General features: G+C 42.9%; 9 protein-coding genes. All 9 read left to right on the top strand.

Annotated elements, in window-relative coordinates; translation table 11 throughout:
- Nucleotides 1-160 precede the first annotated feature (160 nt).
- The 9 genes from rpsL to glnA all read left to right on the top strand — a co-directional run bounded on the left by rpsL (nt 161) and on the right by glnA (nt 13,868).
- Nucleotides 161-574 (top strand): 30S ribosomal protein S12, encoded by a 414-nt coding sequence (gene rpsL, locus O3646_RS09205; protein WP_003003125.1) that lies wholly within the window; start codon nt 161-163, stop codon nt 572-574.
- A 19-nt stretch (nt 575-593) separates the two neighbouring features.
- Complete coding sequence (gene rpsG, locus O3646_RS09200; protein WP_003003105.1) at nt 594-1,064, top strand: 30S ribosomal protein S7; 471 nt, start codon at nt 594-596, stop codon at nt 1,062-1,064.
- Between the two features lie 415 nt (nt 1,065-1,479).
- Nucleotides 1,480-3,561 (top strand): elongation factor G, encoded by a 2,082-nt coding sequence (gene fusA / locus O3646_RS09195; RefSeq protein ID WP_003003071.1) that lies wholly within the window; start codon nt 1,480-1,482, stop codon nt 3,559-3,561.
- Nucleotides 3,562-3,840: 279 nt separating this feature from the next.
- Nucleotides 3,841-4,851, top strand: a complete 1,011-nt coding sequence (gene gap, locus O3646_RS09190) for a type I glyceraldehyde-3-phosphate dehydrogenase (RefSeq protein ID WP_003003093.1) — start codon at nt 3,841-3,843, stop codon at nt 4,849-4,851.
- A gap of 234 nt (nt 4,852-5,085) precedes the next feature.
- Nucleotides 5,086-9,849 (top strand): bacterial Ig-like domain-containing protein, encoded by a 4,764-nt coding sequence (locus tag O3646_RS09185; protein WP_371610797.1) that lies wholly within the window; start codon nt 5,086-5,088, stop codon nt 9,847-9,849.
- A gap of 204 nt (nt 9,850-10,053) precedes the next feature.
- Nucleotides 10,054-11,253, top strand: a complete 1,200-nt coding sequence (gene pgk / locus O3646_RS09180; RefSeq protein ID WP_031573909.1) for a phosphoglycerate kinase — start codon at nt 10,054-10,056, stop codon at nt 11,251-11,253.
- A gap of 268 nt (nt 11,254-11,521) precedes the next feature.
- The gene (locus O3646_RS09175; protein ID WP_070676019.1) at nt 11,522-12,055 is read left to right on the top strand and encodes an aromatic acid exporter family protein; all 534 of its coding nucleotides are present in this window, start codon (nt 11,522-11,524) and stop codon (nt 12,053-12,055) included.
- A gap of 67 nt (nt 12,056-12,122) precedes the next feature.
- A complete protein-coding gene (locus tag O3646_RS09170) occupies nt 12,123-12,482 on the top strand; it encodes a MerR family transcriptional regulator (RefSeq protein WP_014713966.1) in 360 nt (119 codons plus the stop codon).
- Nucleotides 12,483-12,521: 39 nt separating this feature from the next.
- Nucleotides 12,522-13,868 carry a type I glutamate--ammonia ligase gene (glnA, locus tag O3646_RS09165; RefSeq protein WP_003008870.1) on the top strand — a complete coding sequence of 449 codons (1,347 nt, stop codon included), beginning with the start codon at nt 12,522-12,524 and terminating at the stop codon, nt 13,866-13,868.
- Nucleotides 13,869-13,922: the final 54 nt, after the last annotated feature.

Here is a 13,922-nt window from a genome sequence, read left to right as displayed (position 1 = left end):
CAAAGTGCCGTCATGTTATAATAATAGACGGTACTTTTTACTTTTGGTCTCTCAAGAGTGTACAGGGACGTGCTGACAAATGTTGCAAAAGTACACACAGATGGTAGCTGTCACCAAGTGTACCATCACCAAAAATAAAAAATTTCACAGGAGAATGTAGATGCCTACAATTAACCAATTGGTTCGCAAACCGCGTAAATCAAAAGTAGAAAAATCTAAATCACCAGCTTTGAACGTTGGTTACAACAGTCATAAAAAAGTTCAAACAAACGTTTCTTCACCACAAAAACGTGGTGTTGCAACTCGTGTTGGAACAATGACACCTAAAAAACCTAACTCTGCCCTTCGTAAATTTGCCCGTGTACGTTTGAGCAACTTGATCGAAGTAACTGCTTATATCCCAGGTATCGGACACAACTTGCAAGAACACAGCGTGGTTCTTCTTCGTGGTGGACGTGTAAAAGACCTTCCAGGGGTACGTTACCATATCGTCCGTGGAGCACTTGATACTGCAGGTGTAAACGATCGTAAACAAGGCCGTTCTAAATACGGTACTAAAAAACCAAAAGCATAAGGAAAGGGGATAAAGAAAAATGAGTCGTAAAAACCGTGCGCCTAAACGCGATGTATTGCCAGATCCGCTTTACAATTCACAATTAGTTACTCGTCTTATCAACCGCGTTATGCTTGATGGTAAACGTGGTACAGCTGCTTCAATCGTTTACGGAGCTTTCGAACAAATTAAAGAAGCTACTGGAAACGATGCTCTTGAAGTATTCGAAACAGCTATGGAAAACATCATGCCTGTACTTGAAGTACGTGCTCGCCGTGTCGGTGGTTCTAACTACCAAGTCCCAGTTGAAGTTCGTCCAGAACGTCGTACAACACTTGGACTTCGTTGGTTGGTAACAATCGCTCGTCAACGTGGTGAACACACAATGGTTGATCGTCTTGCAAAAGAAATCTTGGATGCAGCGAACAACACTGGTGCAGCTGTTAAGAAACGTGAAGATACACACCGTATGGCTGAAGCTAACCGTGCATTCGCACACTTCCGCTGGTAAGAATAAGATACTAAGGGCGTTAAAAAAGCGACTGAAAATTAGGAAGCTTGACGAAGAATCAAAGATTCTAGGAAAGCTTATCTATTTTCCGAGCTTTTAGTCCGGGTTCAATTATGATACTAAGAGCGGCAAAGGCCCAAGGCAAAAATAGGAAACTGATGCAGTGTTCGATGAACACAAAGCAGTTTATCTTTTTTGCACCGGGCCTCGCTCGGGTTCAAATCAGTTAACTTGAGCTTTTAGCCCGAGTTCAATTAAGCTTCGTCAGCTCTTGAACCCAATTCAACTCTTCTTACAAGTTGGAACCAAAACTTAGCATGAAAACACTGAGAACGGGTAGGTCCTGCCTATCCGTTTTTATTAAATCATGTTATAATAGAATATAGAAATAAAAAATATAGGAGAAACAAACCTCATGGCACGCGAATTTTCACTTGAAAAAACTCGTAATATCGGTATCATGGCTCACGTCGATGCTGGTAAAACAACTACAACTGAGCGTATCCTTTACTACACTGGTAAGATTCACAAAATCGGTGAAACTCACGAAGGTGCGTCACAAATGGACTGGATGGAGCAAGAGCAAGAACGTGGTATCACCATCACATCTGCCGCTACAACAGCTCAATGGAAAGACACTCGTGTAAACATTATCGACACACCAGGACACGTGGACTTCACTATCGAAGTTCAACGTTCACTCCGCGTTTTGGACGGTGCTGTAACCGTTCTTGACTCACAATCAGGTGTTGAGCCTCAAACTGAAACAGTTTGGCGTCAAGCAACTGAATACGGAGTTCCACGTATCGTATTCGCTAACAAGATGGATAAAATCGGTGCTGACTTCCTTTACTCAGTAAGCACACTTCATGACCGTCTTCAAGCAAACGCTCACCCAATTCAATTGCCAATCGGTGCTGAAGATGACTTCCGCGGAATCATTGACTTGATCAAGATGAAAGCTGAAATCTATACGAACGACCTTGGTACAGATATCCTTGAAGAAGATATTCCAGCTGAATACCTTGAACAAGCTCAAGAATACCGTGAAAAATTGGTTGAAGCAGTTGCTGAAACTGATGAAGACTTGATGATGAAATACCTTGAAGGGGAAGAAATTACTAACGAAGAATTGAAAGCTGGTATCCGTAAAGCTACAATCAACGTTGAATTCTACCCAGTACTTTGTGGTTCTGCCTTCAAGAACAAAGGGGTTCAATTGATGTTGGATGCAGTCCTTGACTACCTTCCAAGCCCACTTGATATCCCTGCAATCAAGGGTGTAAACCCAGATACAGACGAAGAAGAAGAACGTCCAGCATCTGATGAAGAGCCATTTGCAGCTCTTGCCTTCAAGATCATGACTGACCCATTCGTAGGTCGTTTGACATTCTTCCGTGTTTACTCAGGTGTCTTGAATTCAGGTTCATACGTATTGAACACTTCTAAAGGTAAACGTGAACGTATCGGACGTATCCTTCAAATGCACGCCAACACTCGTAAAGAAATCGAAACAGTTTACTCTGGAGATATCGCTGCTGCCGTTGGTTTGAAAGATACTACAACTGGTGACTCATTGACAGATGAAAAAGCAAAAATCATCCTTGAATCAATCGAAGTTCCAGAACCAGTTATCCAATTGATGGTTGAGCCTAAATCTAAAGCTGACCAAGACAAGATGGGTATCGCCCTTCAAAAATTGGCTGAAGAAGATCCAACATTCCGCGTTGAAACAAACCCTGAAACTGGTGAAACAGTTATCTCTGGTATGGGTGAGTTGCACTTGGATGTCCTTGTTGACCGTATGAAACGTGAATTCAAGGTTGAAGCTAACGTTGGTGCTCCTCAAGTATCTTACCGTGAAACATTCCGCGCTTCTACACAAGCACGTGGATTCTTCAAACGTCAATCTGGTGGTAAAGGTCAGTTTGGTGATGTTTGGATCGAATTTACTCCAAACGAAGAAGGTAAAGGATTCGAGTTCGAAAATGCGATCGTCGGTGGTGTGGTTCCACGTGAATTCATCCCTGCAGTAGAAAAAGGACTTCAAGAATCTATGGCGAACGGTGTTCTTGCTGGTTACCCAATGGTTGACGTGAAAGCTAAGCTTTACGATGGTTCATACCACGATGTCGACTCATCTGAAACTGCCTTCAAGATCGCTGCATCTCTTGCACTTAAAGAAGCTGCTAAGACTGCACAACCAGCTATCCTTGAACCAATGATGCTTGTAACCATCACAGTTCCTGAAGAAAATCTTGGGGATGTTATGGGTCACGTAACTGCTCGTCGTGGACGTGTAGATGGTATGGAAGCACACGGTGCAAGCCAAATCGTTCGTGCTTATGTGCCACTTGCTGAAATGTTCGGTTACGCTACTGTCCTTCGTTCTGCAACTCAAGGACGTGGTACCTTCATGATGGTATTTGACCACTACGAAGATGTACCAAAATCAGTACAAGAAGAAATCATTAAAAAAGCTAAAGGTGAAGCTTAATTTACCAAAGCTTAAAAACTCTTCCCACTTTGGGAAGAGTTTTTCTTTGTTCCAAAAGTGAGTACAAGTAAAATAGCGCTTTTCCTATCGATCAAGACTTTGTGAAAAACTTTAATAAAAGAGGTGGTGATCTATGATAAATCTTGCTTTTCGTTGGGAAATAGTTGCTTTTTAATGCAATAAAGTATATAATAGAGACTGTTAAAAGATGTTTGGCGCTGTGTCAAGTTACTCTTTTCACAAAAAATTTTTTTGATTTTCATAAGGAGGAAATCACGAATGGTAGTTAAAGTTGGTATTAACGGTTTCGGTCGTATCGGACGTCTTGCTTTCCGTCGTATCCAAAACGTAGAAGGTGTTGAAGTTACACGCATCAACGACCTTACAGATCCAGTTATGCTTGCACACTTGTTGAAATACGATACAACTCAAGGTCGTTTCGACGGTACTGTGGAAGTTAAAGAAGGTGGATTCGAAGTTAACGGTAAATTCGTTAAAGTTTCCGCTGAACGTGATCCAGAACAAATCGACTGGGCTAACGACGGTGTAGAAATCGTTCTTGAAGCAACTGGTTTCTTTGCTACTAAAGCAGCTGCTGAAAAACACTTGCATGCTGGTGGTGCTAAGAAAGTTGTTATCACTGCTCCTGGTGGATCAGATGTTAAAACAGTCGTATTTAACACTAACCACGATATTCTTGATGGTACTGAAACAGTTATCTCAGGTGCTTCATGTACTACAAACTGCTTGGCTCCAATGGCTAAAGCTCTTCAAGATAACTTCGGTGTTGTTGAAGGATTGATGACTACTATCCACGCTTACACTGGTGACCAAATGATCCTTGACGGTCCACACCGTAAAGGTGACCTTCGTCGTGCACGCGCTGGTGCTGCTAACATCGTTCCTAACTCAACTGGTGCTGCTAAAGCAATCGGTTTGGTTATCCCTGAATTGAACGGTAAATTGGACGGAGCTGCACAACGTGTTCCTGTTCCAACTGGATCAGTTACTGAATTGGTAGTTGTTCTTGACAAGAACGTTACTGTTGATGAAGTGAACGCAGCTATGAAAGCAGCTTCAAACGAATCATACGGTTACACTGAAGATCCAATCGTTTCTTCAGACGTTGTAGGTATGTCTTACGGATCATTGTTTGACGCAACTCAAACTAAAGTTATTGACGTTGACGGTAAACAATTGGTTAAAGTTGTTTCATGGTATGACAACGAAATGTCTTACACTGCACAACTTGTTCGTACTCTTGAATACTTCGCAAAAATTGCTAAATAATTCATGCGTATGATGAGAGGAGGGAAACCTCCTCTTTTTTTGTACTTTTTTTAGGGCTTTCTCATCATATTATAGGAATTGGCAAAATAGATTGACAGTGCTAAATAGATTAGGGTATCCTATTCTTGATTGGAGATTTCTAATACAATAAAATGAAAGCGATTACAGTTCGTAGAGAAAGGAGCCAATGGAAATCGCTCAAGAAAAAGAAAAAAACCATACAAGGAGGTCAAGATGAAAGGTCATCTATTTGAAAAGAAAGAACGATTTAGTATACGAAAATTCAGTGTGGGAGTTTGCTCCGCATTGATTGGGTTAGCATTTTTAGGAACAGGAGCTGTCTCTGCAGATGAGACAGTTTCTACTAGTGAACAACCCTTAGAAACATCTTCAGTAGCGACAGAAGATGTCAATCATCTAGTGAGAGAAGCTGGCGTCTATACTGCAGATGCGGTCTTGCCTGCTGCAGAAACGGAAAAACCAGTCGCAGAAGCGGTCGCTCCGGAGGCTAGTCCTACAAGTACAGAAGCTAGCTCGACAACTACAGATACTCCAGCTGTTTCAGAGACTGAAAAACCGAAAGCTGCTGCAGAAAAAGTGGCCGATTTACCAACCAATGAAGAAAAACAATTAAGACCCAAAGAAGTTAAGTTCGATACCTGGGACGATCTCTTGAAGTGGGAACCAGGAAAACGAGTGGATGACGATATGAACAGAGCAAGCGTTCCACTTGCGAGCCGCTTTCAAGGGAAACAAATTAATGAACAAGCCAACCCTGAAGCGAAGATCCAAGCGCTGTCAAACATGAACTCCAAAGCCAAGGATCATGCGTCTGTCGGCGGGGAAGAGTTTAAGGCCTATGCTTTTGATTACTGGCAATATTTGGATTCCATGGTCTTTTGGGAAGGACTGGTTCCATCAGCAGATGTGATCGATGCTGCCCACCGAAATGGGGTTCCTATTTATGGAACACTCTTTTATAACTGGTCTAGCAGTATCAAGGATCAAGAACATTTTGCAGAAACCTTGAAAGAAGATAGTGAAGGCTCTAAAACTTTCCCGATCGCGCGTAAATTAGTCGAACTTGCCAAGTACTATGGCTTTGATGGTTACTTTATCAACCAAGAAACAACCGGAAATTTTGTAGAACCATTGGGTCCAAAATTGAGAGATTTTCTTCTTTATACCAAGGAATATGCGAAGAGTCTGAACTATCCGATTAAGTATTCCTGGTATGATGCTATGACCTATGAATATGGCCGTTACCATGAGAATGCGCTGGGAGAATACAACTACAATTTCATGCAGCCAGAAAATGGGGAAAATCCAGTTGATACCTTCTTTGCCAACTTTAACTGGGGCAAATCAGAAGTTGATTATTCCATCAGCACAGCCAAATGGATTCATCGGAATCCTTACGATGTTCTAGCTGGACTCGAGCTCCAAAAAGGTGGCTCTTATAAGACTAATGTAGACTGGAATGCCATTTTAGATGAACATGGCAAGTTGCGTCTATCCCTTGGTCTTTATGCGCCAGATACGATTACAGGTCTAGGAAAGACTGGTGAAGGTTACCATACCCATGAAGATCTATTCTGGACAGGTTTCCAAGGAGATCCGACTAAAGGAAAACCAGCAGACCAATCTTGGTACGGTATGTCCAATCTAGTAGTGGACAAAACTCCTATTACAAGTGAAGATTTCAATACTTCCTTCAATACTGGACACGGAAAACACTGGTTTGTGGATGGCAAGATTTCTAAAGAAGGGGAGTGGAACTACCGTTCTGTTTCTGGCTACCTTCCAACATGGCGTTGGTGGGTAGAGCATAGTGAGGATAGTGCGCCATTGAAAGGTCGTTATGATTTTGATCAAGCCTACAATGGAGGAAATTCTCTAGCCTTTGAAGGAGATTTAAAAGCCAATAGCAGTCAAAATGTCATGCTCTATTCGACCAAGATTCCTGTGACAGAAACGACAAAATTGAGCGTCAGTCATAAAGGTGGGATCGGAGCAGCTGCCTGGGTAGCTGTTGCCACCAAAGAAGACTACTCTGAATACGAATGGAAAGAATTGACACCGAGTGCGGATTGGTCTACTCAAACCTTTGATTTGGGAAGTTTGGCTGGCAAGACCATTTATGCTGTGAAGATGTTCTTTGACCATGATACGGATGTTAAAGACTACAAATTTAATCTCGGCCAATTGTCGATTACTTCAAACCAAGAGAAACCAGCGACTCCAGCAGAAGTATCCGTTCGAGCAAAACGCCTACAAAATGCGCAAGAAGCAGAAGCAGTCCTCAATTTTAAAGGGGTAGCAGATGCGGATTATTATGAAGTCTATGAAAAAGATGGCGACAACTGGCGTCTCTTAACAGGGTCTTCTGCGACAACCGTCTATCTACCAAAAGTTAGCCGTTCAGCAAGTACTGAAGGAACCACTCAGGAACTCAAGGTTGTGGCAGTTGGAAAGAATGGTCAACGTTCAGATGCGGGAACTGTAGCCTTTGATTGGGGCATGACCGTGTCAGATACCAGTCTACCAAAAGCCCTAGCGCCAAACGTGGTTATCGGAGCCAAAGTGATCGGTTCGAGCTTCCCAGATGCGGATGGTAGTGAAGGCATTGAAGGTATGTTAAATGGGACCATTACCAGTCTTTCAGATAAATGGTCTTCTGCTCAATTGAGTGGAACTGTCGATATCCGCTTGACACAACCTCGGACCATTGTTCGTTGGGTCATGGACCATGCCGGTGCTGGTGGGGAATCTGTCGATGATGGCAAGATGAATACCCGTGACTTCGACCTTTACTACAAGGACGAAGCCGGTGAGTGGAAATTGGCCAAGGAAGTTCGTGGCAATAAAGCCCATGTGTCTGACATTACACTTGATCATCCGATCAAGGCTCAAGACTGGCGTCTCCATGTCATTACAGCTGATAACGGCACCCCATGGCAAGCCATCCGGATTTACAACTGGAAGATGTATGAAAGTCTAGATACTGAAACGGTCAACATCCCGATGAAACATGCTGCAGCGCAAAACCTGGGCAATCATTTTGTCCAAGTCGGTTTCAAAGATGTTCCGGCTAATACTACTCTGACTCTTTATGCCGATAAAGAAGCGACCAGTCCAATTGCGACCATGACAGCCGATCAAGCTGGAAATCTGATCTTTAAACCGCTCGCTTTTGAATCAACCCCATCTCTTCTCTACTATCGTGCGCAAGAACCTGGTAAAGATATCAGTAATGTTTTGGCGATCGAAGTTCCAAAGAATGATAAAGAAATTGCGGGACTTCAATTTGAAGATGGATTGACCAAGAAGGTCTACCGGGAAGGCGATGCCCTTTCCTTGAAAGGGGCGACTCTCCGCGTTCATTATAAAGATGGCCAAGCAGATCAACTGGTCAACCTCACCAACTCAGGTGTAGAGATTCATGGATTTGACAGTAGCAAGCTTGGAGAACAACACCTAGAAGTTTCTTACCTTGGTCAGAAATTGGATAAGACTCTCACTGTTTTTGTGGTCAGTGCAGAGGAAGCAGGTGAAAAAGCAGTTGCTGGTCTAGAATTGACCGACAAACCAAAAGTGGAATATATCGTCGGAGAAGCATTGGAGAAAGAAGGCGGACGCTTTACAGTCGTCTTTGAAGATGAAACGACCGAAACGCACGCCTTGACCGATGAAGGTGTTGAAATAACTGGATTTGATGCGAGCAAGGAAGGCCGTCAAACCATCACTATCCATTACAAAGGAGCTAGCACAAGCTTTGATGTCCTCGTGAATCCAAAACCAGCTCTCAACGATGAATACCTTAAGCAAAAATTGGCTGAAGCTGAAGCTGCAAAAGCCAAAGTAGACTTTACTTTTGCGACTCCTGAAGTCAAAGAAGCTTTGCTGGCTGGAATGGCTGCTTCTGAAAAAGTCTTGAAAGAGCATGATACCAGCACACAAGATCAAGTCAATGAGCAGTTGAACCAATTGACCGCTCTCTTGAAAGCCTTGGATGGTCAAGCCAATCTAACAAAAGAAAAAGAAGCTCTCTCTGCTCTGACAACAGAAGCGACTGCTCTATTAACAAGCAAGCCAAATCACCCTTCTGGAGAGGCTTTGCAGGCACTCCTGGAGAAAAATAAAGAGCTCCTAGCTTCTTCAGAGCTCACTCCTGAAGCGCTTGAAACAGCTAAGACAGGTCTAGAGACCTTGATTGCGCTCCTGAAAGAAGATAAGCCAGCGGTCTTTGTAGACCCTGCGACTGGAGTCGAAGTTCAATTCTCCAACTTAGAGCCAACCGTTGTCAAAGGACTAAAAGTCGCAAAAGTTGAAGCCAATCAGACAGAAAAAGAAGAGCTGAAGGGCCGAGAAGGAATCGTCTTTGATATTGAAGGCGTGGATGCAAGCGGTCAAGACATCGATACGCACCATCCATCCCTTGTGAAAATCCCTGTGGATAAGGATAAAGAAGTGGAGCAAGTTCTCTTCTTCCCAGAAGGTCAAGCTCCTCAATCCTTGGCCTTTGAGAGAGTCGGAGATGTGGTCATCTTTACAGCTCCTCACTTTACCCACTATGCGATTGTCTATAAGCCAGCCAAAACGGAAGGACCAGACCAACCGATCCAACCAGAAGAACCGGCTAAACCAGATCAGCCTGTTCAACCAGCTGCCCCAGTGACTCCGGATCCAGCTAATCCATTGAAGCCCACAGAGCCTTCTCAAGTGGATCAGTTGGCCCCAACGACTTCTACTCAAGCGGATCATCAGGAGGAAGAACACAAGGATATGGTCGATCAAGAGATCCATCAGTTGTTAAGTGCCCACCAAGGAGTGAACTTACAGCCAACGGTTCAGCAAGAAACAAAAGATGCCAGCAAAGAAGGTCAATCGGAACACTTACCAAATACGGCAAGCCTAGAAGCTTCCTTTGCAGCTGAAGCTGTTCTCCTAGCAGCCTTAGGAGGCTTCCTCTTGGCTGGTAAGAAGAAAGAAGAGTAATTCTTTTACAAGATTCTTTTGTTCACTTAAAAAGTCACTCTCAAAAAAAACCTCTCTGGTGAAAACCAGAGAGGTTTGATCTTGTATCTAGAAGTGTCGTTCGGATCCTGTGAATTAGAGGGGAAAAGCATTGGATTTTTCTACCTCTTTTACAGCTTTTGTGATATAATTATCATGTATTAAAAAAAGAAGGAGTCATATCTAATGGCAAAATTGACTGTTAAAGACGTTGACTTGAAAGGGAAAAAAGTTCTCGTTCGTGTTGACTTCAACGTTCCTGTAAAAGATGGCGTGATCACTAATGATAACCGTATCACTGCAGCTCTTCCAACTATCAAGTACATCCTTGAACAAGGTGGACGTGCAATCCTCTTCTCTCACCTTGGACGTGTTAAAGAAGAAGCAGATAAAGAAGGTAAATCACTTGCTCCTGTAGCTGCTGACTTGGCTGCAAAATTGGGTCAAGAAGTTCAATTTATCCCAGGTGTTACACGTGGTGCTGAATTGGAAGCAGCTGTTAACGCTCTTGAAGATGGACAAGTTCTCTTGGTTGAAAACACTCGTTTCGAAGATGTTGACGGCAAGAAAGAATCTAAAAACGATCCTGAACTTGGTAAATACTGGGCATCACTTGGAGATGGTATCTTCGTAAACGATGCATTTGGTACAGCTCACCGTGCACACGCATCTAACGTTGGTATCTCAGCAAACGTTGAAAAAGCTGTTGCTGGATTCCTTCTTGAAAACGAAATTGCTTACATTAAAGAAGCAGTTGAAGCTCCAGAACGTCCATTCGTAGCCATCCTTGGTGGTTCAAAAGTTTCAGACAAGATCGGTGTTATCGAAAACTTGCTTGAAAAAGCTGATAAAGTTCTTATCGGTGGTGGGATGACTTACACATTCTACAAAGCACAAGGTATCGAAATCGGTAACTCACTTGTAGAAGAAGACAAATTGGATGTGGCGAAAGCTCTTCTTGAAAAATCAAACGGCAAATTGATCTTGCCAGTTGACTCAAAAGAAGCGAACGCATTTGCTGACTACACTGAAGTGAAAGACACTGAAGGTGAAGCAGTAGATCCAGGATTCCTTGGTCTTGATATCGGTCCTAAATCAATCGCTAAATTCGACCAAGAATTGACTGGTGCGAAAACAGTTGTATGGAACGGACCTATGGGTGTATTTGAAAACCCTGACTTCCAAGCTGGTACAATCGGTGTGATGGACGCTATCGTGAAACAACCAGGCGTTAAATCAATCATCGGTGGTGGTGACTCAGCTGCTGCTGCGATCAACCTTGGCCGTGCAGACAAATTCTCATGGATCTCTACTGGTGGTGGTGCTTCTATGGAACTCCTTGAAGGTAAAGAACTTCCAGGATTGGCTGCTCTTACAGACAAATAAACTAAATAAAATGAAAGAGGCTGGGACAAAAGTCCTAGCCTCTCAATTATTTTTGGATTGTCTAGCAAGACGCAGTGGTTGAGTGGGCTCTACTATGCTGATTTCATTAGCTTTTATATCCCTACTCAACTGTGCGGAGGTGGGACGACGAAATCGAATTCTAACGAATTACCGATTTCTGTCCCACTCTCTTTTTTCTTTCTACTGATATCTGTTCTCTCCTTTCTGAAAATATGGTAGAATAATAGAAATAGAAAGATAGGTGACCATGGATTACTTTAAACGACACAAATTTGATTGGTCCAAATTCCGTTTGGGGATGAGAACCTTTAAAACAGGGATTGCCGTTTTTATTGTACTACTTATTTTTGGAATATTTGGCTGGCGAGGCCTTCAGATCGGAACTTTGACAGCTGTTTTTAGTTTGAGGGAAGACTTTGATAAGAGTGTCCACTTCGGGGCTTCGCGTGTCATGGGCAACAGTATCGGAGGTTTTTATGCTGTATTGTTCTTCCTTTTAAAAACGCTCTTTCATGGGGCGTATTGGGTGACTCTTATTTTTGTACCCATAGCGACCATGTTAACCATTATGACAAATGTCGCTATGAATAACAAAGCAGGAATTATTGGAGGAGTTTCGGCAATGCTGATCATTACCCTCTCAATTCCTAACGGAGAAACCTTCTTATATGTTTTTGCCCGAATATTTGAGACCTTTATTGGCGTTTTCGTTGCGATTTTGGTCAATTCGGACGTAGATCGCATTCGCGATTTTCTCAAGAAACACAAAAAAGCTATGTAAGATTATATAACATTTAATCTTGACATAGATTTTTTTTTCGATATAATAGAATAGAAAGAGGAATGGTATGAAGGAAAAGGAATTACGACGCTCGCTGGCAGTCTTTCCGATTGGAAGTGTTATGAAGTTGACCGACTTGACAGCTCGTCAGATTCGTTATTATGAAGATCAAGGGTTAATTTCTCCTGATCGAACAGAAGGCAATCGCCGCATGTATTCATTGGACAATATGGACCGTCTGCTTGAGATCAAAGATTATATTTCAGATGGTTTGAATATTGCGGATATCAAGAAGAGATATGCGGAAAAAGAGCAAGAGCAAACCAAGGTGGTCAGCCAAGAAGCCATTCGTAAGGCTCTTCATCGTGACATTCTTCAGCAAAGTCGCTTCACATCTTCCCCATCGCCATATGGTCAATTTCGTTGATCATTTCATAAGCTTGTAATCTATTTTAAGGAGACAAAAATGTCAATTACTGCTGCAGATATTCGCCGTGAAGTAAAAGAAAAAAATGTTACTTTTATTCGCTTGATGTTCTCTGATATTTTGGGAACCATGAAGAACGTCGAAATTCCAGCTACCGATGAGCAACTGGACAAGGTTCTTTCAAACAAAGCCATGTTTGATGGTTCTTCTATCGAAGGATTTGTCCGTATCAACGAGTCAGATATGTATCTTTACCCAGATTTGGATACATGGACAGTCTTCCCTTGGGGAGATGAAAATGGTAGCGTAGCTGGCTTGATCTGTGACGTCTATACGACAGAAGGAGAACCATTTGCAGGAGACCCACGTGGCAACTTGAAACGGGCCCTTCGTCATATGGAAGAACTTGGATTCAAATCCTTTAACCTTGGTCCAGAACCAGAATTCTTCCTCTTCAAGTTGGACGAAAATGGAGATCCAACTCTTGAAGTAAACGACAAAGGTGGCTATTTTGACTTGGCTCCAACAGACCTTGCAGATAACACTCGTCGTGAAATCGTAAATGTCTTGACCAAGATGGGCTTTGAAGTAGAAGCCAGCCACCATGAAGTAGCCGTTGGTCAGCATGAAATCGACTTTAAGTATGACGAAGTTCTTCGCGCTTGTGATAAGATCCAAATCTTTAAACTCGTTGTGAAGACCATCGCTCGTAAACACGGTTTGTACGCAACCTTTATGGCTAAACCTAAATTTGGAATTGCCGGATCAGGTATGCACTGTAATATGTCTCTCTTTGACCAAGATGGCAACAATGCCTTCTTTGATCCAGAAGATCCACGTGGAATGCAATTGTCAGAAACTGCTTATCACTTCTTGGGTGGTTTGATCAAGCATGCCTACAACTTTACAGCCGTGACCAACCCAACCGTCAACTCTTATAAACGTTTGGTTCCTGGATATGAAGCACCTGTTTATATCGCTTGGGCAGGACGCAACCGTTCCCCATTGGTACGTGTGCCAGCATCACGTGGTATGGGAACTCGTTTGGAATTGCGTTCCGTAGATCCAATGGCCAATCCTTATGTAGCCTTGGCAGTCTTGCTTGAAGTCGGCCTTCACGGAATTGAAAATAAAATCGAAGCACCTGCTCCGATCGAAGAAAATATCTATGTGATGACACCGGAAGAACGTAGAGCAGCTGGAATCACAGATTTACCTTCTACCCTTCACAATGCTTTGAAAGCCTTGACAGAAGACGAAGTGGTGAAAGCTGCCTTGGGTGAACACATTTACACCAGCTTCCTTGAAGCCAAACGAATCGAATGGGCAAGCTATGCGACCTTCGTATCCCAATGGGAAGTAGACAACTATTTAGATCTTTATTAAGAAACAAGAGTAAAGAGGCTAGGACAAAAGTCCTAGCCTCTCAATTATTTTTGG

Source organism: Streptococcus sp. 27098_8_148 (assembly GCF_041432105.1).
Taxonomy (GTDB): Bacteria; Bacillota; Bacilli; order Lactobacillales; family Streptococcaceae; genus Streptococcus; species Streptococcus parasanguinis_AE.
This window is presented reverse-complemented; position numbering and strand designations above follow the sequence as displayed.